Source organism: Tepidibacillus sp. LV47, assembly GCF_048381575.1.
GTDB lineage: Bacteria > Bacillota > Bacilli > Tepidibacillales > Tepidibacillaceae > Tepidibacillus.
The window spans coordinates 88,621-114,285 of the sequence record NZ_JBLWIF010000005.1; the positions used below are offsets into that span (position 1 = coordinate 88,621).

The following is a 25,665-nucleotide window of genomic DNA, read 5'->3' on the forward strand; positions in this document are numbered from 1 at the left end:
AAGAAAAAAGTGTAGACGCAATGCGCCCACACTTATCCATCCTTCTCATTCATATTAACCCATTGACCCTAGTCAATAAGGTGAGAAGCGGGCGCTTCTGCTTGATTATCCATATGATTGCTAAATCAGCATAGCACAATTTTATATCTTTGTCAATAAACTATCTTGCTTTTGTTCTTATTTCTTCGATGATCTGAGCGATAACTTCATCTACTGGTTTTGCACCTAGATCACCATAGCTGCGTTTTCTAACAGATAGTGTTCCATTCTCAACTTCCTTATCCCCGATAACGAGCATATAAGGTACTTTTTGCAATTGTGCTTCACGAATCTTATAGCCGATCTTCTCATTGCGATCATCCAGTTTGACCCGAATTCCTTGTTCGATCATCTTGTGGTAGACATCATTGGCATACTCCACATGGGCTTGTGCAATTGGGAGCAATTTCACCTGAATAGGAGCTAACCAAACGGGAAAAGCTCCAGCAAAATGTTCGGTGATGATTCCAATAAAACGATCGATCGATCCCATGATTGCACGGTGGATCACAACGGGACGATATCGGTTATTATCCTCCCCAATATAATGTAAATCAAATTTCTCTGGCATTTGAAAATCAAGCTGAATGGTTGCTAACTGCCAGCTTCGTTTTAAGGCATCAAGAATATGGAAGTCTATCTTTGGCCCATAGAATGCACCGTCCCCTTCATTGATGACATACTCCATTCCCAGATGGTCTAATACATTTTTTAAGGCTGTTTCTGCTTGTTCCCATAATTCATCTGATCCCATGGAATCTTCTGGACGAGTGGATAATTCCACACGGTAATCAAAACCAAAGACACCATAAATCTGATCAATAAGGTTGATTACATTTTTAATTTCTGATTCAATCTGATCAGGACGAACAAAGATATGAGCATCATCTTGAGTAAAGGTGCGAACACGCATCATTCCATTTAAGGCTCCAGATAATTCATGGCGATGAACTTGGCCAAACTCTGCGATACGAAGGGGCAAATCGCGATAGGAATGAAGCTGGCTTTTATAGATTAACATATGGCCTGGGCAGTTCATTGGTTTTAAAGCAAACTTGGTATTATCAACCTCTGTAAAATACATATTCTCATGATAATGATCCCAATGTCCAGATTGCTCCCATAGGCGTTGGTTCATCATTAATGGAGTGCGAACTTCCATATATCCTGCTCGTTCTTGAAGTTTTCTAGAGAAATTCTCAAGCTCGTTGCGAATAATCATCCCATTTTCAAGGTAAAAAGGCATTCCAGGAGCTTCTTCGGAAAACATAAAGAGTTCCAGTTCACGACCTAATTTGCGATGATCCCGTTTCTTGGCTTCTTCTAGGAAATGCAAATATTCCTCAAGTTGTGACTCTTTGGGGAAAGAAGTTCCATAAATCCGTTGTAACATTTGTCTGTTGGAATCTCCTTTCCAATAAGCGCCTGCTATGCTTAGCAATTTAATGGCTTTTATTTTCCCTGTTGAGGGAAGATGTGGCCCGCGACAAAGATCAAAGAACTCCCCTTGTTCATAAATAGAGATCTCTGCATCTTCTGGTAGTTCATTAATGATCTCCACCTTTAGATCATCGCCACTTTCTTGGAAAATTCGTAATGCTTCTTCACGAGACACCACACGGCGACGAATGGGTAAGTCTTCTTTAATAATTTTTTTCATTTCATTTTCAATTTTTTCAAGATCTTCGCTTGATAAAGTGACAGGTACATCCATATCATAATAAAATCCATCTTCAATGACTGGCCCGATTCCAAACTTTGTTCCAGGATATAAGCGATTGACCGCTTGCGCAAGGAGGTGGGCAGAACTATGACGATAAACTTCTAATCCTTCTTCTGAATCTAATGTGATGACTTCAAGTGTTGCATCTTCTTCAATAGGTATATATAGATCGATGAGTTTTCCATTTACTTTTCCTGCGATTGCTTTTTTCTTAAGACTTGGGCTAATCGATTCTGCGATTTGCCAAGTGGTAACACCTTTGTCAAATTCCCTTACAGAACCATCAGGTAATGTAATCTTGATTTTGTCCATTTCTTTCACTCCTTGTTTTTGTCGTTATAAACGAAAAAAGACACGTATCATCCTATTGGGACGATCGTGTCGTGGTTCCACCCAAATTCGGTTTAGATGTGTAAACAGAAATCTATACATTGATCTAAACCCTCTTCGTTGATAACGGGGCCATTCCCGATCAAAGCTACTGGTTTCACCTTGATTTCTTCGAGGTGGTAAATCATCATTCTTCGTTAAGAACCTTTCAGCCAGTGGGTTCTCTCTCTGGAAACGGGTGTTCTGATGATTCATGTCCTCATCATCGAATCTGAAATTTATCAAGTTATAACATTGATAAAAATTATAGTGATTCCATAGTCAAAAGTCAAGAACCACAGATTTCGTTAACTTTGTGATTGCAATGCGTCTTCGTTGTCTGGATTGGTCTAAGATTCTTCAAGATTTTGTTGATGGAATTGAATGTTGGTAAATATGTTTAGAAGAATTTCTTTTGTCTGTCCAATCGTTCGAAGTGTCTCTTTCAATTCACTTCCACATTCCTGATTAAACGATTGGTTTGGAAAATGGCTTGTTGCATTGTCCATTTTCCATCACTACCATACAATCATTTTGTTTATCCCTTTGATGTTTCATGGCTATAGTGGCTGCTTCGAGTATACTCATTTCCCAATGCGCCGTCCACTCGATCATTAAATAAGGGAATAATTTGTTCCACAATTATCTAAAAGCAATGGCTGTTGAATAGTATTTTAACTGGAATCGATCAAAGCTTTCCATAAGTACCTTCCTGTAGCTTCTTTTACTACAAGGATAATCTTCTATTATTAAGAGAGTGTAAACGTTATATTAATTTTTGCAATGTTATATTTACCAATATTTGGTTTATATATTCTTCTTTTATAAGTAAGTAATATGTTTTTCAGCTAAATCCCTTGTCATATCCTTTGTTTTGTGTAAATATAGATGTAAAGACAAGTGTGTTGTTAGTATTTTAAGGAGGCTTTATTAATGAAAATGAGAAAAGCCGATGTAATTATAATTGGCAGTGGGATAGCAGGTTTATATGCTGCCTACCTCCTTTCCAGCAAAAAAAAAGTGATTTTAATTACAAAGGGAAAGCTAGATCATAGTAATTCGATCTTGGCTCAAGGGGGAATTGCAGCAGCGATTGGTAAAAATGATTCTTGGAAACATCATTTTCAGGATACGATTATCGCTGGCCATTATCATAATGTCGAAGAAGCTGTGAGATGCCTTGTGCAAAATGCTCCAAAAATCATTCAACAACTCATTGATATTGGAGTTACTTTTGATCGCGATCACCATCGCAACTTGGAATTAGGTAGAGAAGGGGGACATCATAACAGAAGAATCGTCCATGCAGGAGGAGATTCGACTGGGAAAATCATCATTGAAAAATTAATTAAGCTTATCAAACCCCATGTTACCATATATGAAGATGAGATGGTTTACGAACTATTAACTCATAATGGTAATTGTGTCGGTGTCATAACCAAAAATATGCAGGGTGAATATTTTATTTATCAAGCTGACCATATCGTTTTAGCTACTGGGGGTATTGGTAGGCTTTATCCAATTAGTTCTAACGATCATACAATTACCGGTGATGGAATTGCTATGGCCTATCGAGCAGGGGCTGATTTAATTGATCTTGAATTTATTCAATTTCATCCAACAATGCTCGTTCATAACAGTATCCCTTTTGGATTAGTATCCGAAGCTGTTCGCGGTGAAGGAGCAAGACTTGTCAACCAAAAGGGAGAATTGATCATGGAAGGTATTCATCCTCTAAAAGACCTTGCGCCAAGAGATATTGTGGCAAGAACAATCTATCTGTCTATGCAAAATGGTGATCAAGTATATCTTGATATATCCATAATTAAAGATTTTACTAAACGTTTTCCTACCATTTCTAAAATGTGTGAAACTGGCCATATCGACATAAACACTGGATTATTACCAATAGCTCCAGGTGCCCATTTTATCATGGGCGGAGTTAAAACCAATGCTTATGGTGAAACAACCTTGAAAGGACTATATGCTATCGGCGAAGTAGCTTATACCGGTGTTCATGGAGCTAACCGTTTAGCTAGCAACTCTCTTTTAGAAGGAGTTGTTTTTGCAAATAAAGTAGCTGAATATATTTTCATGCGACCTAAAAAGAACATAAGGAGAGATCCAATGATTCCTCAAATACAAAAACTGAAATTATCACTGCCGGAAATAAAAGAAATTCAAGATGTAATGATGAAGAACGTAGGAATCATTCGAGATGAAGCTAGCCTTCTTTTTGCCAAAGAATGGTTTGAACAGTTTCTACCAAAATTTCATTCTAACATGATAATCGACTTGTCTTTTGAGGAAATAACTAGATTAAATATGGTAACTACAGGATGGTTAATTACAACATCAGCTTTAAAAAGAACTGAAAGCCGTGGTGGACATTTTCGCAAAGACTACCCTTATTCTAATGATGAAAAATGGCTGAAACGATATATTGTAAGAAGGAGTGAAGAAAATGAATTCAATCAAGTTAAAAATGTTACTTCAACAGTTCTTCATTGAAGACATAGGAGAAAGGGACATTACAAGCGAAACAATATTTTCTGAAGAAAGTAAAGGCTGCGGTCAATTTGTGGTTAAAGAAGATGGGATAATTTGTGGGCTACAAGTTATAAAAGAAGGATATGCGATTTTTGATCCTTCGATCGATGTAATACTTTATGCTAATGACGGTGATCAGGTTAAAAAAGGAGATATCATTGCTTCAGTTTGCGGTCCAATCACTTATCTTCTTAGCGGAGAAAGGGTAATATTAAATCTTCTACAGCGAATGAGTGGTATTGCTACAATAACAAAAAAAGCAGTTGACTTACTAAACAGTGACCATACAAGAATATGTGATACGAGAAAAACCACCCCTGGCCTTAGGATGATGGAAAAATATGCTATACGCTGTGGTGGCGGTTATAATCATCGGTTTGGGCTTTATGATGGTGTAATGCTTAAAGATAACCACACTGCCTATCTAGGCAGCATTACAAAAGCTATACAAACCATGAAACAACAATTAGGACATATGGTTAAAATTGAAGTTGAAACAGAAACAAAGGAAGAAGTTATAGAAGCGGTTAATGCCGGTGCTGACATCATTCTATTTGATAATTGTACACCTGAACAAGTGAAAGAATATGTATCCCTTGTCCCTGATCATATCATTACAGAAGCATCAGGTGGAATTACACTGGACAATATAGCACAGTATCGTGATACAGGAGTTGATTACATCTCTTTAGGAATGCTTACCCACTCAGCAAATGCATTAGATATTAGCTTTAATATTTCTGGAGGGAAAAAGTAATGGAAGCGTTAGAGTTGAGCGTAAAACAAATGGAAGAACGCATACAGGAAATTAAGAAAAAACTTGGGAGTCGTTTGTACATACTTGGTCATCACTATCAGAAGGACGAAGTGATACAATTTGCTGATGATATAGGAGATTCTCTTAAGTTAGCGCAATTAGCTGCTGAAAATAAAGAAGCTGAATTTATTGTTTTTTGTGGTGTGCATTTTATGGCTGAAACAGCCGATATTTTGACGAATGCTAACCAAAAAGTAATACTACCAGATTTAGAGGCTGGATGTTCGATGGCAGATATGGCAACTTTAGAGCAAGCAGAAAAAGCTTGGCAATATTTAACCCATATCTATGGTGATACCATCATTCCTTTAACTTATGTAAATTCTACTGCAGCGATAAAGGCATTTGTAGGTAGACATGGTGGAGCTACAGTTACCTCATCCAATGCAAAAAAAATACTTTCTTGGGCCTTCACTAAAAAACAACGCGTCCTGTTTTTACCTGATCAACATTTAGGTCGTAATACAGCATATACCCTTGGAATTCAGCTTGATGAAATGGCTGTTTGGGATCCTATAAAAGAAGAATTAGAATTAGATGGAGATGTAAATAATATTAAAATTATTTTATGGAAAGGTCATTGTGGAGTTCATCAAAACTTTACTGTGGAAGATATAAAACATCTTCGTAGAACAGAACCTGATATGAAAATTATTGTTCATCCTGAATGTACTTTTGAAGTAGCACAAATGGCTGATGAAAACGGGTCAACCAACAAAATTATTCAAACGATTGAACAGTCAGAAAGTGGAAGCAAATGGGCGATAGGTACAGAACTTAATTTAGTCAATCGCTTGAAACATAATAATCCAGACAAAAAAATTATCTCGTTAAATCCATATACCTGTATCAATTGTTATACTATGAATAAAATTGATTTAATAGATTTGCTAAATTCCTTAGAAAATATTGTTAAAGGCAGGGTTGTTAATCAAATAATTGTAGATGAAAAAACAAAAGAAGATGCTTTATTAGCACTTAACAACATGTTCATGATTAAATAATCTAATAATCGATTCGAAAATTTGAGTTGAGATAGACCTTTTCCATCTTTGTAAAGGTCTATCTTGTTTTTTAGGACTTTTTAATTTAATATATAAGCATGTAATTATATTTTACATAGTTTTGAAGGTAGAGGAGTGTGTTTACAGTTGAGTGAAAAAGTCAGCAAAAGATTATCTTTTTTGGATCGTTATCTTACGATATGGATTTTTACAGCGATGATTGTTGGGATTGGGGCTGGGTTTTTGTTTCCTAACTTTGTTTCCTTCTTAAATCAATTTCAAGTGGGAACGACCTCTATTCCAATTGCAATTGGATTAATCCTGATGATGTATCCTCCATTAGCAAAAGTTCGTTATGAAGAGATGGGTCAAGTTTTTCGTAATGGCAAAGTTTTAGGACTTTCGTTAATCCAAAACTGGCTAATCGGTCCATTATTCATGTTTTTCCTTGCCATTATCTTCTTACGAGATTATCCAGAATACATGATTGGTTTGATTATGATCGGATTGGCCCGTTGTATTGCTATGGTTATTGTTTGGAATGATCTGGCCAAAGGAGATACCGAATACGCAGCTGGGCTTGTAGCGTTTAATTCTATTTTCCAAGTGTTATTTTATTCCCTTTACACCTATATTTTCATTACTATCTTACCAGGTTGGTTTGGTTTACAAGGATTTGCTGTCGATATTACGATTGCTGAAGTGGCGAAAAGTGTCTTTATCTATTTAGGGGTACCTTTTATTGCCGGAATGATTACTCGCTATTCTTTAGTCAAAACAAAAGGAAAGGAATGGTATGAAAAAAAGTTCATTCCAAAGATCAGTCCAATCACATTGATTTCATTGCTCTTTACGATTATTGTTATGTTTTCTTTAAAAGGAAACATGATTATTAAATTACCTCTTGATGTAGTTCGTATCGCTATTCCTTTATTGATCTATTTTGTGGTTATGTTTTTAGTTTCTTTCTATATTAGTAAAAAAGCCGGCGCTAACTATTCCATTTCCACGACCTTATCCTTTACTGCTGCAAGCAACAACTTTGAATTAGCGATTGCCGTTGCTGTCGGGGTATTTGGAATCAATTCTGGAGCCGCTTTTGCTGCTGTTATCGGTCCACTTGTAGAGGTTCCAGTTATGATTGGTTTAGTGAATGTGGCATTATGGTTTCAAAAGAAATATTTTCCACAATCTATGTAAAAATCTAAGAATGTGAGGATGATATCATGGCAAAAAACAAACCAATTATCTACTTTATTTGTACAGGGAACTCTTGCCGTAGTCAAATGGCCGAAGGCTTTGGGAAAAAATATGCGGGTGGAGACTTTGACATCTATAGCGCAGGTGTCGAAGCCCATGGATTGAACAAAAGAGCGGTGGAAGTAATGAAAGAAGTTGGAGTAGATATTAGCAATCATACATCCGATATCATTGACCCAGAAATTCTAAATAACGCTCTTTATGCGATCACATTATGCGGAGATGCGGAAGAACGTTGCCCATACACCCCTCCACACGTGAAACGAATTCACTGGCCACTGCAAGATCCAGCGAAAACGACGGGGACAGAAGAAGAAATTATGGCTGTTTTCCGTAAAGTAAGGGATCAAATTGACAAATTGGTTTATGACATCATTGAAGAAGCAAGGCAAACGTTAAAGGAGGAATAATCCTTGGACAATCCTCATATCCAGGAGATTGATGAAATGGCTGAACTATTAAAAATACTTGGGGATAAAACGAGACTCACTCTTTTTTCCCTATTAAAGGTAAGAGAGCTATGTGTTTGTGAGCTTACCGAATTACTTGATGTTTCTCAACCAGCCATCTCTCAACATCTTCGAAAGTTAAAACTGATGAACTTGGTCAAAGAACGGAAACAGGGACAATGGGTCTATTATTCCTTACGAGCACCAGAAGAAAGTGATCTTATACGCAAAGCAATTATTGAGCTATTACCCGATCTCACAGATTGGGTCAACTCTATTGATGTGGGAAATACTTGTAGCTTGCCTCCTAGTAAAAAGTGAGTTTCGTTCCTATGAATGCTATAACCTATCCCCCTCAAAAGCCAAAAACCCGTATGATTTTTGCATTCATACGGGTTTCTTTATATTTATTTTTCCTTACTTCCTACTTACTTATTTATTCTCTACGGATTCTACCCATTCTATCATTGTTTTGTTAGCATTCTCCATTGGTGCCTCCATGAAACTAAGGACAAACTTATCTTCATATTCCACAACCCCAATCGAGCGAGGACGTAATGCCAACGTATTCGGGTTAGGAATCCTCACCCCAAAACAAAAGATAAAGTTCTTGGCATCCACAATTCCTTCTGCAATTTCTCCGTTTTCTAGATTTTTTGTATGTTGATAATGATCATATATAGCAATGAATTCTGCTGCTGGATGCGCTGTTGCTTTTTGTTTCAGATGCTCCATAATTTCATCTACAGTTTGAAACGTGGTATTAGACTTCATAATATTCTTAGTGTATACCGAGTAGTTCTCCATAAATTTAATTTTTTCCATACTATAGTACCCTCCAATGACGATTTATAAAAATAAAAAAGAGATTGCAGAATTTATTATCCCGCAATCCTTTATTCATATCAACACTACAAGTTTAAGTCAGGCTTTTTCCCCTTAACTAAATAAATCACACTTTCTCCAATGTTTGTTGCGTGGTCCCCGATTCGTTCAATGTAACGAGCAACAAAAGATAAGAGCATGGCTTGACTTAAGGTTTCTGGTCTTTGAGTCATTATTTCTAACAGGTCTCGCAATACTTGGCTGTACAATTTATCAACTCGATCATCAATTTCTGCTAAAGCAAACGCTAATTCGACATTTTCAGTGATATAGGACTCTATCCCATTTGCAAGCATTTCTTTGACCATTTCTGCCATCTTTGGTATATCAATGAGTGGTTTCATTAATTGATCTTCCTGAATACGAATCGTCACTTTTGCTATATCAACAGAAAGATCTGCCATTCTTTCCAAACTGCTCGCAATTTTAATCGCAGCGATGATTTTACGCAAATCCTTTGCAACAGGTTGTTGTGTTGCAATTAATTGAAGGGCCAAGCTTTCAATCTCATCTTCCATTTCATTGACTTTAATATCATCATCTACTACTTTTCTGGCAAGCTCACGATCCAAATTGGATAAAGATTCTAACGCTCGTTCTAATGCTTGCTCAACAAACTGGCCCATATGAACGAGTTTCTGTTGTAAGTTGTTCAATTCTTGGTCAAAAGTTTTACGATGCATGTGATCACTCCTTTATTAACCAAAACGACCTGTAATATAATCTTCGGTCTTTTGGTTTTTGGGATTTGAAAATATGGTTACAGTATCATCATATTCAATTAATTCCCCATTTAGAAAAAATGCGGTTTTATCTGATACACGAGCAGCTTGTTGCATATTGTGAGTAACGATAATAATAGTATATTTATCTTTTAAAGAATGAACCAGTTCTTCTACTCTTAAAGTAGAAATGGGGTCAAGTGCTGAAGTTGGTTCATCCATTAAAATAATGCTGGGCTCTACGGCTAGCGTTCTTGCAATACATAAACGTTGTTGCTGACCACCAGATAGTCCCATTGCGTTTTTGTGTAAGCGATCTTTAACTTCATCCCATAGGTTGGCTTGAACTAAACTTTTTTCTACAACCTCATCTAATATTTTTTTGTTTTTAATCCCATTTAGACGTAATCCTGCTACTACATTATCGTAAATGGACATGGTTGGAAATGGATTTGGTTTTTGGAAAACCATTCCGATCTTATGACGAATATTTACTGGATCTACATCTGAGTCATATATATTTTTCCCATCAACAATGATTTCACCTGAAACTCTTGCACCTTCTATCACTTCATGCATACGGTTAATGGTACGTAAAAAAGTAGATTTCCCACATCCTGAAGGTCCGATTAATGCAGTTACTTGTTTATCGGCAATATCTAAATTTATATCTTTAATCGCATGAAAATCCCCATACCAAGCATTTAAATTGTTGACTTGAATTGACATGGTTTCACCTCATTTGAACAAAATCACGAAGATCTTTGCCTTGTTATAAACCGCGCAGAAACGTTAAATAATAAGACCAAAAGAATTAATGTTAAAGCCCCAGCCCACGCTTGAGCTTGCCAATCTTTATAAGGAGATGTGGCATAAGTATAGACTTGAACAGGTAGAGAAGCCATTGGTTGTAATAAAGATGTACTAAAATAAGAATTACCAAAAGCCGTAAATAATAAGGGTGCTGTTTCTCCGGAAACACGTGCCACGGCTAACATAACACCAGTCACAATTCCGCGTAAAGCAGAAGGAACGACAATAAATAAGATGACTCTCCACTTCGGTAAACCAAGGGCTAATCCAGCTTCTCGAATATCGTTTGGGATTAGTTTTAGCATTTCTTCTGTAGTACGTGTAACCGCAGGAATCATAATGATCGCCAAAGCTACACCACCCGCGATTGCGGTAAAACCGCCCATACGAATTACTAATAGTGTATATACGACAATTCCTACAACAATAGATGGCACTCCAATTAAGATATCTGTTAAGAAACTGATGATCTTCCCTAAGCGATTTCTCCCATACTCAGATAGATAGATTCCTGTCATTAAACCAATTGGAATTCCCATTAATGATGCAAGTGTAATTAAAATCAAGGTCCCTAAAATGGCCTGTGCCATTCCTCCTCCTGGTTCACCAGCAGGTGCAGGAAGTTGGGTAAAGAAATCAATATTTAATGCAGGTAAACCTTTTGCAAGTACATAACCAAAAATACTAAAAAGAGGGATTAAAGCAGCAATTGTGAATAATATCGTGATACTAATCATAAGGGCACTTTTTATTTTTCTAATTTTTAATGAATTCATCATTTCACCTCTTGAACTCCCTTTGAAACAGACCAAATTAATAATCTCGCACTAATATTAATTAACAATGTAACTCCAAATAATAATAGACCAATCTCAATTAATGCGGATAGATACAGGTTAGAAGATGCTTCTGTAAATTCGTTTGCAATGACACTGGCCATCGAATAGGCAGGTTGGAAAATCGTCTCCGCAATGGCAGGACGGTTTCCGATCACCATCGTAACAGCCATCGTTTCCCCGATCGCTCGCCCTAATCCAATAATCATACCACCAATGATTCCTGTTCTCGCATAGGTTAATACAGCCATACGAATCATTTCCCATTTTGTTGCACCCAATGCTAATGCAGCTTCCCGTTGAGAATTTGGTACAGTCATAATAACTTCTTTTGCAATTGAAGCAATGGTTGGCGTAATCATGATGGCTAAAATAATTCCTGCTGTAATGAGTCCAACCCCAAACGAAGGACCTCTAAAAAAAGGAATGATTTGGCCAAGGGTCTTATCAACAAACGGCGCTACATCTTCGGCAATGATTGGGGCCAACACAAAAATGCCCCATAAACCATAAACTATCGATGGAATGGCAGCCAAGAGCTCAATCATAAAGCCAACCACATTGCGAACCCATTTTGGTGCCACTTCTACTAAATAAATACCAATTCCTACACTGATTGGCGTTGCGATCAATAACGCAATCAAGGAGGATACAATGGTTCCATAAATAAAAGTCAAAGCTCCAAAATTTTCTTCAACAGGATTCCAATCTTTTTGAAAGATAAACCCAAGCCCAAACTCACTCATCGATAATTTTGAGCCCTGATACATTTCGTAGACCATGAAAAACAATAAAAAAAGAATCGAAAACCCAAAAACATATGCGATTCCTTTAAAAATCTTATCCCCTAAATTTTTTTTCAAGCCATACACTCCTTGCCAGATAAAATACACAAGCTAAAGCAAAAAACCCTAATGGAAGGGCTTTTTGCTTTAGCAGAACCACTATGATTTTACTATTTTACTTTCACTTTGTCTAATTCTTTTAGATCAAGATCCTGAATTTCTTTTGGTAATGGAGCATACCCTAAAGCTTCTGCATATTGTTGACCGTCAGTTACTAAATATTTTAAAAAGTCAACAACTTGTTTTGTTTTTGTAGCATCTAATGGAGATTGCTCATATACCAATGCCCATGTCGTTCCAACGATCGGATAGCTATCTTTACCTGGCTGATTCACTAAAGAACTCTTCATATCTTTTGCAAAGCTTTGTGCTGCACCTACCGCTGCCGCAGTAACGGAAGCAAGAGTTGGTTTTACAAATTGGCCGTCTTTATTTTGAATGGAAGCAGCAGTCATATTATTTTGAATCACATAAGCTAATTCAACATATCCAATAGCACCTTTTGTATTTTGGATTTGAGCTGCTACCCCAGCATTTCCTTTCGCACCAATAGCATTTTTATTCGCAGCCATATCGATGTTTTTATCCACTTTCTCTTTTGTCCAAATGTTTGGAGCCGCTGCATTTAAATAACTTGTGAAAATAAAGGTTGTTCCAGATCCTTCTGAACGATATACAGGAGCGATTAATAGATCAGGTAATTGAACCCCAGGATTTAGATCTGCAATCTTCTTATCATTCCATTTTGTAATTTTCCCCGTATAGATTTCAGCAAGTACTTCACCTGTTAATTTTAAATCCTGAACTCCTTCTAAGTTATAAGAGATTGCTACTCCACCAAGGGTAACAGGAATATGAAGGACATTTCCACCAGCTTTTTGAATTTCATCTTCTTTCATCGGAGCATCAGAAGCACCGAATTCAACAGTTTTTGCAATCAATTGCTGAATTCCAGCACCACTACCAGTGCCTTTGTAATTCACGCGAATTCCCGCTTTTTGTTCGTACCCTGCCCTTGCTTTGTCAATCAACGGATAAACAAAAGTAGATCCAGAACCATTAATAAGTGTTCCATTTCCCTTTGCTGGTTGATTATTGTTGGATGCGCCTTGCCCACCTTGTGGTTGTTGAGCTTGACATGCACCTAAAGTAAAGATAATCACTAATGCTAAGAAAAATAAGCCTATTTTTTTGAAATACACGATTACTTTTCCTCCTCAGATTTTTGTGTTTTCTTAACTCACATTTTGAATTATAGCTTGTCTTTTTCAAGCTTACATGAACAGAATGTTAAGAAATTGTAAATTCCTAAAGATTATTTTTCATATGTTCCCCTCATTTTTATGTTTTCATGCTTAATATTTTTGGTTTTCCAAAATTAAATCAGACATAGTTGTTTAAGGGCATAACTGATACCACCATTGTTAACATGTTTTGTGATGAACTTGGCAAAAGGTTTTACTTCTTCATGAGCGTTTCCCATAGCAATTCCTGCACCGACAAAAGAAAGCATCTCTCGATCGTTTAAACCGTCACCAAAAGCTACAGCCTCTGATGGAGAGATCCCTAAGTAATTAAGCATCATCTCGATTCCTTTAGCCTTTGAGCCCCCTTTTGGAATAACATCCATCGAATATTGATGCCAACGAACAAATTGAAGATCAATAAAGCTCTTGATATAATAACTTTCTTCATGATCTTGACAATAGAGTAATGCTTGGTAAATGGTTTCTTCCTGCCAATAAGATTGACGGTAATTTGGCGAATTTAATTTTAAAGAATGAAAAGATTCAATGATATGGTGATGATCCTTTACATTAGCAAAACAATCTTTATCACTCAAATAAACTATCGGGTGATTCCTCTCATTTGCGTGTTGCTCTAGTAATGCCAAATCGTTCTTGCTAATAGGATGTTGATATATAATTTTTCCTTTATAAACAACATAAGAACCATTAAAACTAATAAAAGAATCAATCCCTAATTCTTTTCTTATTTCTTCAAAGTGAAAAGGAGCTCGTCCTGTAGCTATTGCAATGAGAATTCCCTTATTCTTTAAGTCTTGCAAGGCTTCTTTGGTATCAGAGGGAATCCTTTTTTCTTCGTCCACTAATGTTCCGTCAATATCAAAAAAGACAATTTTGTATGACATGTTTCACGCTCCTAATTTCATAACAAATTTCAATACATAGGAAATTATATCATAGAAATACGCTGTTTTTGGATAAGATGTTCGTAGTGTTTATCCATGTTGTATAGATTTTGCTTTTTTAAGCATTCTATAGATAGAACTCAAACCTATTAATAAAGGAGTGACAAACATGCCATTGCTTGAAATTAGTGTTGTTCCCGTTGGGACAAATTCGCCAAGTTTTAGTTCCCATGTCTCCAATGCTGTACGTTTAATTGAACAAAAGGGATTAAAATATCAGATTACCCCTACAGCAACGATCATTGAAGGAGACATTAATCAATTAATGGATGTGGCAAAGGAAATTCATCAAAATGCCATAACCAATGGAGTACAGCGTGTCATTACAAATATAAGTATTGATGATCGCGTAGACAAAAATATGGAAATGAATCATCAAGTATCCGTCGTTCAACAATCCTTACATTAATTCAAAATAAAGATAAAAAGATGCCACAACGAAGTGACATCTTTTTATCTTTATTTATAGATCTCGCTCCCACTTTCTCTAAATTCTTTTGCCTTTTCTTTTAACCCTTCATTTATTGCCTCATCATACGAGATTCCTTTCTTTCTCGCATATTCGCGGATATCCTGAGTGATTCTCATACTACAGAATTTTGGCCCGCACATAGAACAGAAATGAACCGTTTTGGCTGCTTCATCTGGAAGGGTTTCATCATGATATTCCATTGCCCTTTCCGGATCAAGGGAAAGGTTAAACTGATCGCGCCAGCGGAATTCAAACCGTGCCTTAGAAATAGCATCATCTCTTATTTGCGCCCCTGGATGTCCTTTGGCAAGATCAGCAGCATGGGCAGCAATCTTGTAGGCAATTACACCTTCTCGCACATCATTTTTATTTGGTAATCCAAGATGTTCCTTTGGCGTTACATAACATAGCATCGAGGTGCCAAACCAGCCAATCATCGCCGCGCCAATTGCTGAGGTAATATGATCATATCCAGGAGCAATATCGGTGGTGATAGGACCTAACGTATAGAATGGGGCTTCATGGCAAACTTCAAGTTGGCGTTCCACATTTTCTTTAATTTTATGCATGGGAACATGACCTGGACCTTCGATCATCACTTGAACGTCGTGCTTCCAAGCGATCTTTGTTAGTTCCCCGAGAGTTTCTAATTCAGCGAATTGTGCTTCATCATTAGCATCAGCAATCGATCCAGGACGAAGACCATCGCCAAGGGAAATAGCTACATCGTAGGTCTTTAAAATTTCGCAAATCTCTTCAAAATGGGTATAAAGGAAATTCTCCTCATGATGGGCAAGGCACCAAGCAGCCATGATGGAACCGCCGCGAGATACGATCCCCGTTACCCGCTTTTCTGTCAAAGGAATATAACGCAGTAAAACACCAGCATGGATGGTAAAATAATCCACTCCTTGCTCTGCTTGCTCAATTAAGGTATCCCGGAAAATTTCCCACGTCAAATCCTCTGCTTTTCCATTTACCTTTTCTAACGCTTGATAGATTGGAACCGTTCCAACAGGAACAGGAGAATTGCGAATGATCCATTCCCGTGTGGTATGAATATTTTTCCCAGTAGAAAGGTCCATGATCGTATCTGCTCCCCAGCGGATTGCCCAAGTCATTTTTTCCACTTCTTCTTCAATGGAAGAAGTAACAGCTGAGTTCCCAATATTGGCGTTGACTTTAACATGAAAGTTGCGGCCAATGATCATCGGTTCACTTTCTGGATGATTAATATTGGCAGGAATAATCGCCCGTCCCCTTGCTATTTCTTGCCGTACAAACTCTGGTGACACGTTTTCACGAATGGCAACAAACTCCATTTCAGGAGTAATGATTCCTTGACGTGCATAGTACATTTGGGTTACAGTTCGTCCTGCTTTTGCTCTAAGGGGTTTTCTTTTAAAGCTAGAAGGAATTTCTAGATTGGGATCACCTTTACGGAATCCATTATCCTCTGGTTTAACTTCACGTCCTGGATATTCTTCCACGTCCCCCCGTTCTAAAATCCACTGACGACGAAGGGCAGGTAGTCCTTTACGAATATCGACAGAGTAGGAAGGATCGGTATAAGGGCCACTTGTGTCGTAAACGCGGACTGGCGGATTTTTCTCTTCTCCAAATGGGCCTATAGACGTAGCTAGTTCGATTTCTCGCATAGGTACTTTTAAATCGGGCCTCGATCCTTGAACATATACTTTTTTACTCCCAGGAAAAGACGACAAAGAAATATTGTTTTTTTCACCATATTCTTTTGCCATGACAATAACCTCCTTTAATAATGTCCATTATAAGTGAAACTTGAACCTTTTCTAAAAGGTGGAGAAAACATGTAAACAAAAAAGACCGCCTAGGTATATAAGCGGTCTAATGATTAGATGTTCTTTGTACATCTAGTTGTAAATCGTGATCGCATTGTACGTTGATTCCTCCGCTGGCATTACCCAGTTCAGGTTCGGCGGTCGATAACAGAATAGTTATCCTCTCAGCCTAGTTCCCCTAAGCTCCCGCATGATTCAATTTTAAATTAAAATTATCTAAATTTTTTCGTTTTGTCAATCTATTTTTAGCCTTTGTCTCTTTATGATCGCTATTTTAATACTAAAGATTCAGACCTTTATTTTGATTAATTTTGCATGATAAAATCTTTCTCGACCTTTTCATCTTGATCAAAAATATGGAGAATCTCATATTTTGTATTTCTTTGTGCAGGAATATGCCCCGTTTCACGAATGAGTTGAATGATTAAATTTGTATTTATTTTATGTGTTGTACCTGCTGCAGAAACGACATTTTCTTCCATCATTGTACTACCAAAATCATTACAACCATAAAATAGGGATTGTTTACCGACTTCGGCTCCCATCGTAACCCATGAGGATTGAATGTTAGGAATATTATCCAACATCAGCCGGCTAATCGCTACGGTTTTCAAATATTCTTCAGGCGTTACTTTTTCTGCTTTCAGGTTCGTATTATCAGGTTGGAATGTCCATGGAATAAACGCAAGAAATCCACCTGTTTCATCCTGAGCTTCACGAATTCGAATTAAATGTAGAATGCGCTCTTCCATCGATTCTCCAAAGCCAATTACCATTGTACCGGTTGTTGTCAAACCTACCTTATTTGCTGTTTTCATCACATTGATCCAATCTTTCCAAGAACCTTTCTTTTTGCTAATTCTGATCCTCGTTCGATCATCAAGGATTTCAGCTCCTGCACCAGGTAAAGAATCAAGCCCTGCCTCATACAATAATCGTATCGTTTCCTCCAAAGTGAGACCAGATATTTCTTTCATTTTCATAATTTCCGCTGGAGAGAAAGAGTGCATATGTATATTTGGAAAATGCCTTTTAATCTCCCTCAATAAATTGAGATAATAATCAAATGGTAAATCGGGGTGGGTTCCTCCCTGCATTAGAACTTCTGTACCGCCAACATCTACAAGTTCTTGAATCTTATGTAAAATTTCCTCATTCGATAGTACATAAGCGCCTTCTTCTCCCGGCTTTTTATAAAAGGCACAAAAACGACAATACGTATCACAAACATTGGAATAGTTGATATTTCTGCCAATGACAAAGGTCGTAATCGGTTCTGGATGGAGTCGTTTTTTGATCTCATTCGCTGCTTGACCAATTTTTTCAACTTCATTACTCTCAAATAGTTCTATTCCATCTTCCAGCGTTAATCGTTCTCCATTTAATGCTTTTTCTAAAATCTGATCGATATGCGACATATTTCTCCCTCCACGATGTCCAAATCACTCATTTCCATCGTAACATAAACCAGATAATTTGCCTATATTTTAAGGGTATTCATCAGGCCCTTAGTATGATCTTTATCACTGTTAAAAAAGCTAATGTGGTTGATCAACAATTAAGCAGTAGTATTCAACAGATAGATTTAGCAATTAATAAATAATGCAATTAATAAATAATAAAGAGATAAAACAAAAAACCCCTCAACACATTCAAATGAGGGGTAATTTTCATGTAATATTCAAAATAAATGGTGCCGAGGACCGGACTTGAACCGGTACGGTAGTCAACCCACCGCAGGATTTTAAGTCCTGTGCGTCTGCCAATTCCGCCACCCCGGCAGATTAAGATGTAATGGAGCGGACGACGGGATTCGAACCCGCGACCCTCGCCTTGGCAAGGCGATACTCTACCACTGAGCCACGTCCGCAAATATAGTTATCGGATGTTCTCGAAATAATAAATGATATTCAGAAAAATGGTGGCTCGGGACGGAATCGAACCGCCGACACGAGGATTTTCAGTCCTCTGCTCTACCGACTGAGCTACCGAGCCTTTTTCGGACGAATTTTATATTATCATTTCTCTAGTTTCATGTCAATGTTTTTAAAAATTTTTCACTTTCCCTGATTAAGTATTATTCTTTCTACTTACTACATACTCCACTGTATTTTTCCCTGTAGAATAGATTCCTACAGCTACAACACCATCACGTATTCCTTGCCTAATCGCATCGATTACTGCATGATCCGTAAATAGAATAGCATTAGCTATATTAAAAAGTACAATCAATACAAGTGCCGTCCAAGCTCGCAATTTTTTATTGATATGAAGCTTTTCGCTGATTATTGGTGTTAAAGAAATGGCCATCGCAATGATAATGCTGATTTCAATCATTTTAACCCCTCCCATCGTTTTCTGATTAATTTATTATATGTACGTCAATATTGTATTACCTGCATATTTGTCCAGCTGTTTCAAAAATATATAAATTTTATAATTAGTATTTTGTGATAATTACTAAAAACCAATGGAATTTTTTTATCAACTTGTATAAAATATTTGTTAGAGAATTCCATCAAGTAATCTTTGTTTCAAGGAACTTACTAAGTTCATTATTGAACAAAGATGAAAAAGATGTCTCAAAGGTTTTTTAATGAATAAAGAGATACAGGGAGGGTAAAAGAAATGGCAAAAAACATTGTTATCCTTGGCGGTGGTACTGGCGGTACAATGGTAGCTAACCACCTAGCTAAAGGATTAAAGCATGAGATTAAAAAAGGTGAAGTGAAACTCACCATGATCACCAATGAAGCAGAACATATTTATCAGCCTGGTTGGTTATTCGTTGCTTTTGGTCTTCAACATCCAGAGCATTATATCAGGAAGCAAAGAACGATTACACACCCTAGTGTAAATCTTGTAATTGCTGAAGCAACCAAAATTGACAAAGACAAAAAAGTCGTACATACCAATAAAGGAGATTTCTCCTATGATTATTTGGTCATTGGTACGGGAGCAGTTCCACGTTTTGACTTAATTCCTGGATTAAAAGAAGCGGGGGACAACTTCTATTCACCAGAGGGAACCCTTAAATTAAGAGAAAAATTAACCAATTTTAAAGGCGGAAAAATTGTTATTACATTGGGTATGCCCCATAAATGTCCCGTTGCTCCTATAGAATTTTATTTTATGGCGCATGAATTTTTCGAAAAGAAAGGAATACGCGATAAGGTTGAACTGGTTTACACCTATCCACTAGAAACGGTTCACATGGCAGCAAATGTAGCAACCTGGGTTAAACCAGAATTAGAGAAACGTAACATCCGTTATGTAACCAATTTCGTTCCTGCAAAAGTTGATCCGCAAAAGAAAATCCTTTACTCCAAAGATGGAAAAGAAGAATCTTTTGACTTGTTAGTATCCATCCCACCTCATCGCGGTGCAAAAGTGATCTTTGACTCTGGCTTGGGAAATGAAATGGGCTTCATTCCTGTTAACCAGTATACATTAAAGGCTGTCAACGATAACTATATTTACGTAATTGGTGACGCTACTGCATTGCAAATCAGTAAAGCAGGTTCTACTGCTCACTATGAGTCTGAATACGTTGCAAAAAACATCGAACAAGAATTACATGGCCAAACACCTACCAACTTCTATGATGGTAAAGTATTCTGTTTCATTGAAGCAGGTCTAGAAGAAGGTACCTATATCAATATGGATTATAACCATCCACCAAATCCAGTTCCTCAATCGGCAATGATCCATTGGTTTAAACATGCCTTTAACGAAATGTATTGGATGACAGCTCGAGGACTATTATAGGAAGGGGTGTTGAAGAATGAGTGTTACTAGCGAACAACAATTACAACTAACCGCTGAAGAAGTGGCAATGATTAAAGAATTACTACAAACTCTTAAAGTGCTGAAGGAAAAAAATGTCTTAAAAGACCTTATAGACTTAGCAACTCTTATTTCAAGTGCAACAAGAGCGTTAAATACAAGTGCTGTAACTAAGTTAGCTGGTATTGCAGGCACAGCAATGGAATATGGTGATCGTCTCTTTGCAGATATCGGCGGAATGGATACCATTGACAAACTTCTAGAAGCGATTGAAGAAACTCAAGAGCAAGTAAAACATGATACTTCTAAAGTAGGAATTGGCTCTCTATTAAAATTAATGAAAGATCCTGGAATACAAAAAGCAATAAAATTCGTTCTCACCTTATCCAAAAATTTAACAAAATAATATTAGATGAAAAACCTACCGAATAAACGAATACCCCTTTTTAACAAAAAAGTTAAAAAGGGGTTTTTCATATCATACACCCAATTTTAAAATTCGTTATAAATTTCCGAACAAGTAAGAATTTCTCCTCTTTTTTAAGAATTTAAGCGGTTTCACCTCCAAAAAAACATAAATTTGATCATTTGACATCACACTTTTAAAGTAGTAAGGTTTATAAAAATCAAAACCTTCTGAAGGAGATGAATAATGTCAAAAAAAATTGCATTTTTAGGGCCTCATGGAACATTTACAGAAGAAGCTGCCCGTTCCATTTTTAAAAACGATACAGTTACTTATCTTCCTTTTCGTAGCATTCCAGATGTCCTTGAAGCTGCTAACACAAAAAAGGTTGATTACGCGGTTGTTCCATTGGAAAATTCAATCGAAGGCTCTGTTAATCTTACGTTAGATTGGATCATTCATGAGATAGAATTACCAATTTTAACTGAGTTTGTACTACCGATCACCCAACATTTATTGGTTTCACCGTCTCAATCTTCGATATCTCTTTCAGAGATACAAAGAGTGTACTCACATCCGCAAGCGATTGCTCAATGCCGCCGTTTTATTTATAGTACTTTCACACATGCTGAAATAATATATACCAATAGTACGGCTGAAGCAGCACAAATGATACAGGAGAATCCTGATAAGCCTTGGGCTGCTATTGGTACACGTTTAGCTAAGGAAATTTATTCATTATCTTTTAAGAAAGAGAGTATTGAAGATTATAAAGACAATTACACTCGTTTTATCGTTCTTGGTGATCAACCACTCAACTTTAAACCATTGCAATCATCATCTTATAAGACAATGATCCTCGTTACACTCCCTAAAGATTACCCTGGAGCCTTATACCAAGTTCTAGCCGCTTTTGCTTGGAGAAAAATCAACCTATCACGAATTGAATCTAGACCTACAAAAAGAGGACTCGGAAATTACTATTTTATCATTGACATCGAACAGAAAATGGACGATGTCTTACTACCTGGAGCTTTTGCTGAAATTGAAGCTTTAGGATGCCAGATTCGAATATTAGGAAGTTATCCTTATTTTGTAAAGACAATGAATGGAGTGCGCTCTTAATTTTCTTTTTTATAAAATTATCGAAATATTTCTATTATTTAAAAGGGGGAGAAATTGATGTCTGAGTGGGTTTATATGAATGGAGAATACGTGAAAAAGGAAGATGCGAAAGTATCTGTTTTTGACCATGGATTCTTATATGGAGATGGAATTTTTGAAGGGATTCGGGTATATAACGGAAATATCTTTCGTTTAGACGAACATATTAAACGGTTATACGATTCGGCAAAATCGATCTTACTTGAAATTGGCATGACTCAAGAAGAAATGAAAGAAGCAGTTGTTGCAACCGTTCGTAAGAATAATTATCGGGATGCCTATATTCGATTGGTTGTTTCCCGAGGGATTGGTGATTTGGGATTAGATCCTTTCAAATGCGAGAAGCCAGAAGTCATTATTATCGTACAGCCCCTAGCCTTATTTCCAAAGGAACTTTATGAAAAAGGAATTCGGGTGGTTACCGTTCCAACGAGAAGAAATACACCTGATGCACTTAATCCACAAATTAAATCTTTAAACTATTTAAACAATGTTCTTGTTAAGATTGAAGCGAATCGCGCAGGTGCCAGTGAAGCTCTCATGTTAAATGCAAATGGTTATGTAGCTGAAGGATCGGGAGATAATATCTTTATTGTGAAAAATGGTGTTCTCTACACTCCACCCACATACCTTGGCGCTCTTGAAGGAATTACGCGAAAAGCGATTATGGACATCGCGAAAAAATTAGGTTACCAAGTTATCGAGCAACCATTTACACGTCATGATGTTTATGTCGCTGATGAAGTATTGTTAACGGGTACAGCAGCTGAAGTCATTGCAGTTATCGACGTTGATGGCAGACAAATTGGCGATGGTGTACCTGGTCCGATTACAAGACATCTATTAACAGAGTTTCGAAAAATCGTCCAAATTGAAGGAACACAAGTCTATCAAGATATGGAACAAAAAGCTTCAAGTTCTTTAATTTGACAGATGAAAGTTTATTTTGATAATAAAATAGGTTTGTATGTTCTATAAGCTGCGACTTTAAAGTTTGGAGCAGCGTTAGCACATACAGTCAAAAAAGTCTACCTGCTTCTTTGCAAGTAGACTTTTTTCATCCATTTATCTTTTTCTTTGCAAAATCCCACTTTGGTCAATCAATTCAATAGCTCTTTTCAATTTCTCCTCCGGTTGAACTAAAGCAATCCGCACATATCCTTCACCTTGAACACCAAAAGCGTTTCCTGGTGTCACAACAACACCCGCTTGGATTAATTCTAAAGCAAATTCCTTAGATCTCCAACCTTTGGGAATTTCTGCCCAAATAAACATCGTAGCAGATGGTTTTTCCACATGCCATCCTAATGAGGACAAACCTTCAACAAGAATATTGCGACGTCTTTCGTAAATTTTCCTATTTTGATGCAAAAACTCAGTTCCACCTTTTAAAGCAGTGGCTGCTGCCTTTTGAATCGGTAAAAAGGTTCCATAATCTAGATTCGATTTCACTTTGGCTATTTCTTCAATCATCTTTTCATTGCCAACAATATAACCGATACGAGCTCCTGCCAGATTAAAACTTTTTGATAAAGAATTAAATTCAATTCCAACTTCTTTTGCTCCTTCGATTTCTAAAAAACTGATTCCTTTTTTTTCGTCAAAAATTAATTCGGAATAAGCAAAATCATGAACGACAATAATCTCATATTTTTTTGCAAATTGAACAACTTCTTCGAAAAATTCTTTTGTCGCTAGAGCAGGAACTGGGTTCCCAGGAAAATTTAAAATCATCATTTTTGCTTTTTTTGCCACGTCTTCAGGAATCTCCCTTAAACATGGCAAAAATTGATTCTCCTTTTTTAGTGGCATTGGATAAAGGGTTGCACTTGCTAGATGAACACCTGCTTCATAAGCCGTATACCCTGGATCTGGAACAAGAATCAAATCACCAGGATCGGCAAAGATCATCGGTAAATGCACCAGCCCATCTTGGGAACCCATGAGTTGCAAAATTTCTTTGCTTGGATCCAATAAAACGGAGAACCTTTTCTCATAATAATGAGCTACCGCTTCATGAAACTCATCCGTGCCCTTTAGTGCATATCCATATTGTGTTGGATCCTTTACTGCATCTGCCAAAACTTCCATTACATAAACAGGCGGCGGTAAGTCAGGACTACCCACACTTAAATCGATCACTTCTAACCCTTGTTCGAGCCGTTGTTTCTTATAAGCAAATAGTTCAGAAAAAACGTTGGTTTGAAACACCCTAACTCTTTCTGATACGGAAATATTCATACCTTCTCCCCCAATGAAACAATACAAAAGTTTCTTTCTTGTTTAAATGATCAAAATATTTACATTAATATTATAAATATTATATTAAAGTTCATGGGAAAACTAGAAAAATCTCATGCAGCAAATTCATTTTTAAATAAAATGGCCTAGCTTCCAAAGGAAACTAGACCACGAATAATCCTATGTATGGTGGAGCATAGGGGGCTCGAACCCCTGACCTCTACGCTGCCAGCGTAGCGCTCTCCCAGCTGAGCTAATGCCCCATCTTTTTGGGACAAAATATAGTATAGCATGTTGGTTTTTCTCACGCAAGATGAGAAATTTTAATTTCCCATCATTCTTCGATTTGGTCCATCTAAAAAATAAGGAATGGTATAATGGCGAATTCTTTCCATAATTCGTTTCGCTTTTAGTTCTTCAATTCCCCCTTTGCTCGAATAGGACAAGTGTTCTTCTAGATCATCATAATTCAGATTAGAGGTATATAAAGTTGGTAATCCTTTTACCATTCTTGCCTGAAGAATAGCACCTAGAATTTCATCTCTCTCCCATTGAGAGATCGTTTCCGCTCCAATGTCATCTAAAATCAGAACCTCAACTTCTTTTAACAATTTCATTTTTTCATTTAATGATTGATCATGGATCGAGTTTTTTATTTCTCGGAAAAAGTCAGGAACGTAAATCATCAATGTGGAAATTCCTTTATCTGCTAATAATCTGGCCGTTGCAGCCATCAAATGGCTTTTTCCCACTCCTAATGGTCCATAGAGATAGATTCCTTTTTGTTTTTTCCCTTCCTGTTGATTGGCGATAAACTTCAACAGTGCTCGAATGACCTCTTGTCTTTCTCCCGTTTTATCCAAATCTTTAAATGAAGCGTTCAAAATATCCTTTGCAATATATTGACTGTGGAATAATTTCTCTTTATAAGTTTGTTCTTCATGTTGAATGAGAAAACGACATTTGGTTAAAGCGGACTGAATTTGCCCAAAGGAAAAAGTTAACTGGGTAAAATGACCTTTCAATAGATTCTGGCAATGGTCAAGTCCCTTACACATCTCACAATGCTTTTTTTCTTCAATATATTGGTATAACTGATTTAAAGCTGGCAGTAAATGCTCTTTTGTTAGTTGTTGTTTGTGAATCATTTCTTCTAATTCTGGATGATGTTCAAAATATTGCAGCCAATTTTGTTTATCTATGAAAAGTTTAGGGAGCATTTCACTTAATACTTGACCTAAATGGTTCATTT

At 36.9% G+C, this 25,665-nt stretch carries 25 protein-coding genes, 4 tRNA genes, 1 riboswitch and 1 other annotated feature (1 of these 31 only partly in view); of the genes, 11 read left to right on the plus strand and 18 right to left on the minus strand.

Features of this window, described 5'->3' with window-relative positions; genetic code table 11:
* Window positions 1–109, minus strand: a sequence feature (ribosomal protein L20 leader region) (it extends 3 nt beyond the left edge of the window).
* Between the two features lie 51 nt (window positions 110–160).
* Window positions 161–2,074, minus strand: coding sequence for a threonine--tRNA ligase (gene thrS / locus ACMW72_RS07535; RefSeq protein ID WP_418368235.1), 1,914 nt, complete (start codon window positions 2,072–2,074; stop codon window positions 161–163).
* Between the two features lie 407 nt (window positions 2,075–2,481).
* Window positions 2,482–2,640 carry a hypothetical protein gene (locus ACMW72_RS07540; protein WP_418368236.1) on the minus strand — a complete coding sequence of 53 codons (159 nt, stop codon included), beginning with the start codon at window positions 2,638–2,640 and terminating at the stop codon, window positions 2,482–2,484.
* Window positions 2,641–3,064: 424 nt separating this feature from the next.
* On the opposite strand from ACMW72_RS07540, the gene nadB reads away from it, so the two are divergent.
* From nadB to ACMW72_RS07570, 6 genes are all read left to right on the plus strand, one after another.
* A complete protein-coding gene (gene nadB / locus ACMW72_RS07545) occupies window positions 3,065–4,642 on the plus strand; it encodes an L-aspartate oxidase (RefSeq protein ID WP_418368237.1) in 1,578 nt (525 codons plus the stop codon).
* A complete protein-coding gene (gene nadC / locus ACMW72_RS07550; RefSeq protein ID WP_418368238.1) occupies window positions 4,596–5,438 on the plus strand; it encodes a carboxylating nicotinate-nucleotide diphosphorylase in 843 nt (280 codons plus the stop codon). Before nadB ends, nadC begins: the two co-directional genes overlap by 47 nt.
* A complete protein-coding gene (gene nadA, locus ACMW72_RS07555; protein ID WP_418368239.1) occupies window positions 5,438–6,502 on the plus strand; it encodes a quinolinate synthase NadA in 1,065 nt (354 codons plus the stop codon). Before nadC ends, nadA begins: the two co-directional genes overlap by 1 nt.
* 147 nt (window positions 6,503–6,649) lie before the next feature.
* Window positions 6,650–7,702 (plus strand): ACR3 family arsenite efflux transporter, encoded by a 1,053-nt coding sequence (gene arsB, locus ACMW72_RS07560; protein WP_418368240.1) that lies wholly within the window; start codon window positions 6,650–6,652, stop codon window positions 7,700–7,702.
* A 26-nt stretch (window positions 7,703–7,728) separates the two neighbouring features.
* Complete coding sequence (arsC, locus tag ACMW72_RS07565; RefSeq protein WP_418368241.1) at window positions 7,729–8,172, plus strand: arsenate reductase (thioredoxin); 444 nt, start codon at window positions 7,729–7,731, stop codon at window positions 8,170–8,172.
* A gap of 36 nt (window positions 8,173–8,208) precedes the next feature.
* Window positions 8,209–8,532, plus strand: coding sequence for an ArsR/SmtB family transcription factor (locus ACMW72_RS07570; RefSeq protein WP_418368322.1), 324 nt, complete (start codon window positions 8,209–8,211; stop codon window positions 8,530–8,532).
* A 111-nt stretch (window positions 8,533–8,643) separates the two neighbouring features.
* On the opposite strand, the gene ACMW72_RS07575 is transcribed toward ACMW72_RS07570, so the two are convergent.
* The 7 genes from ACMW72_RS07575 to ACMW72_RS07605 all read right to left on the minus strand — a co-directional run bounded on the left by ACMW72_RS07575 (window position 8,644) and on the right by ACMW72_RS07605 (window position 14,464).
* Window positions 8,644–9,036: a DUF6858 family protein gene (locus ACMW72_RS07575; RefSeq protein WP_418368242.1), complete on the minus strand. Its 393-nt coding sequence runs from the start codon at window positions 9,034–9,036 to the stop codon at window positions 8,644–8,646.
* An 86-nt stretch (window positions 9,037–9,122) separates the two neighbouring features.
* Window positions 9,123–9,779 carry a phosphate signaling complex protein PhoU gene (gene phoU, locus ACMW72_RS07580; RefSeq protein WP_418368243.1) on the minus strand — a complete coding sequence of 219 codons (657 nt, stop codon included), beginning with the start codon at window positions 9,777–9,779 and terminating at the stop codon, window positions 9,123–9,125.
* A gap of 15 nt (window positions 9,780–9,794) precedes the next feature.
* Window positions 9,795–10,547, minus strand: coding sequence for a phosphate ABC transporter ATP-binding protein PstB (gene pstB, locus ACMW72_RS07585; protein WP_418368244.1), 753 nt, complete (start codon window positions 10,545–10,547; stop codon window positions 9,795–9,797).
* Between the two features lie 23 nt (window positions 10,548–10,570).
* Window positions 10,571–11,407, minus strand: a complete 837-nt coding sequence (pstA, locus tag ACMW72_RS07590) for a phosphate ABC transporter permease PstA (protein ID WP_418368245.1) — start codon at window positions 11,405–11,407, stop codon at window positions 10,571–10,573.
* Complete coding sequence (gene pstC, locus ACMW72_RS07595) at window positions 11,407–12,330, minus strand: phosphate ABC transporter permease subunit PstC (RefSeq protein ID WP_418368246.1); 924 nt, start codon at window positions 12,328–12,330, stop codon at window positions 11,407–11,409. The genes pstA and pstC overlap by 1 nt, the downstream gene beginning before the upstream one ends.
* Window positions 12,331–12,422: 92 nt before the next feature.
* Window positions 12,423–13,514, minus strand: a complete 1,092-nt coding sequence (gene pstS, locus ACMW72_RS07600) for a phosphate ABC transporter substrate-binding protein PstS (RefSeq protein WP_418368247.1) — start codon at window positions 13,512–13,514, stop codon at window positions 12,423–12,425.
* 176 nt (window positions 13,515–13,690) lie between these two features.
* Window positions 13,691–14,464, minus strand: a complete 774-nt coding sequence (locus ACMW72_RS07605) for a Cof-type HAD-IIB family hydrolase (RefSeq protein ID WP_418368248.1) — start codon at window positions 14,462–14,464, stop codon at window positions 13,691–13,693.
* Between the two features lie 169 nt (window positions 14,465–14,633).
* Here ACMW72_RS07605 and ACMW72_RS07610 point away from each other — a divergent pair, with 169 nt between their 5' ends.
* Window positions 14,634–14,933 (plus strand): MTH1187 family thiamine-binding protein, encoded by a 300-nt coding sequence (locus tag ACMW72_RS07610; protein WP_418368249.1) that lies wholly within the window; start codon window positions 14,634–14,636, stop codon window positions 14,931–14,933.
* Between the two features lie 50 nt (window positions 14,934–14,983).
* Here ACMW72_RS07610 and thiC read toward each other — a convergent pair whose 3' ends face one another.
* The 6 genes from thiC to ACMW72_RS07640 form a co-directional block, all read right to left on the minus strand.
* Entirely contained in the window at window positions 14,984–16,756 is a 1,773-nt protein-coding gene (gene thiC, locus ACMW72_RS07615) for a phosphomethylpyrimidine synthase ThiC (protein WP_418368250.1), read from the minus strand.
* 149 nt (window positions 16,757–16,905) lie between these two features.
* Window positions 16,906–17,016, minus strand: a riboswitch (TPP riboswitch).
* A gap of 105 nt (window positions 17,017–17,121) precedes the next feature.
* Window positions 17,122–18,234, minus strand: a complete 1,113-nt coding sequence (mqnC, locus tag ACMW72_RS07620; protein ID WP_418368251.1) for a cyclic dehypoxanthinyl futalosine synthase — start codon at window positions 18,232–18,234, stop codon at window positions 17,122–17,124.
* Between the two features lie 273 nt (window positions 18,235–18,507).
* Window positions 18,508–18,597 (minus strand) — tRNA-Leu (locus ACMW72_RS07625).
* Between the two features lie 14 nt (window positions 18,598–18,611).
* A tRNA-Gly gene (locus ACMW72_RS07630) sits at window positions 18,612–18,686 on the minus strand.
* A gap of 49 nt (window positions 18,687–18,735) precedes the next feature.
* Window positions 18,736–18,811 (minus strand) — tRNA-Phe (locus tag ACMW72_RS07635).
* Window positions 18,812–18,886: 75 nt separating this feature from the next.
* Entirely contained in the window at window positions 18,887–19,153 is a 267-nt protein-coding gene (locus tag ACMW72_RS07640) for a hypothetical protein (RefSeq protein ID WP_418368252.1), read from the minus strand.
* 291 nt (window positions 19,154–19,444) lie between these two features.
* Here ACMW72_RS07640 and ACMW72_RS07645 point away from each other — a divergent pair, with 291 nt between their 5' ends.
* The 4 genes from ACMW72_RS07645 to ilvE all read left to right on the plus strand — a co-directional run bounded on the left by ACMW72_RS07645 (window position 19,445) and on the right by ilvE (window position 23,102).
* Window positions 19,445–20,584, plus strand: a complete 1,140-nt coding sequence (locus tag ACMW72_RS07645; protein WP_418368253.1) for an NAD(P)/FAD-dependent oxidoreductase — start codon at window positions 19,445–19,447, stop codon at window positions 20,582–20,584.
* Between the two features lie 16 nt (window positions 20,585–20,600).
* Complete coding sequence (locus tag ACMW72_RS07650; RefSeq protein WP_418368254.1) at window positions 20,601–21,008, plus strand: DUF1641 domain-containing protein; 408 nt, start codon at window positions 20,601–20,603, stop codon at window positions 21,006–21,008.
* Between the two features lie 246 nt (window positions 21,009–21,254).
* Window positions 21,255–22,133: a prephenate dehydratase gene (gene pheA, locus ACMW72_RS07655; protein ID WP_418368255.1), complete on the plus strand. Its 879-nt coding sequence runs from the start codon at window positions 21,255–21,257 to the stop codon at window positions 22,131–22,133.
* 57 nt (window positions 22,134–22,190) lie between these two features.
* Entirely contained in the window at window positions 22,191–23,102 is a 912-nt protein-coding gene (gene ilvE, locus ACMW72_RS07660; RefSeq protein ID WP_418368256.1) for a branched-chain-amino-acid transaminase, read from the plus strand.
* Between the two features lie 135 nt (window positions 23,103–23,237).
* Here ilvE and ACMW72_RS07665 read toward each other — a convergent pair whose 3' ends face one another.
* The 3 genes from ACMW72_RS07665 to dnaI all read right to left on the minus strand — a co-directional run bounded on the left by ACMW72_RS07665 (window position 23,238) and on the right by dnaI (window position 25,663).
* The gene (locus ACMW72_RS07665) at window positions 23,238–24,413 is read right to left on the minus strand and encodes an LL-diaminopimelate aminotransferase (RefSeq protein WP_418368257.1); all 1,176 of its coding nucleotides are present in this window, start codon (window positions 24,411–24,413) and stop codon (window positions 23,238–23,240) included.
* Between the two features lie 187 nt (window positions 24,414–24,600).
* A tRNA-Ala gene (locus ACMW72_RS07670) sits at window positions 24,601–24,676 on the minus strand.
* 60 nt (window positions 24,677–24,736) lie between these two features.
* Window positions 24,737–25,663 (minus strand): primosomal protein DnaI, encoded by a 927-nt coding sequence (dnaI, locus tag ACMW72_RS07675; RefSeq protein ID WP_418368258.1) that lies wholly within the window; start codon window positions 25,661–25,663, stop codon window positions 24,737–24,739.
* Window positions 25,664–25,665: the final 2 nt, after the last annotated feature.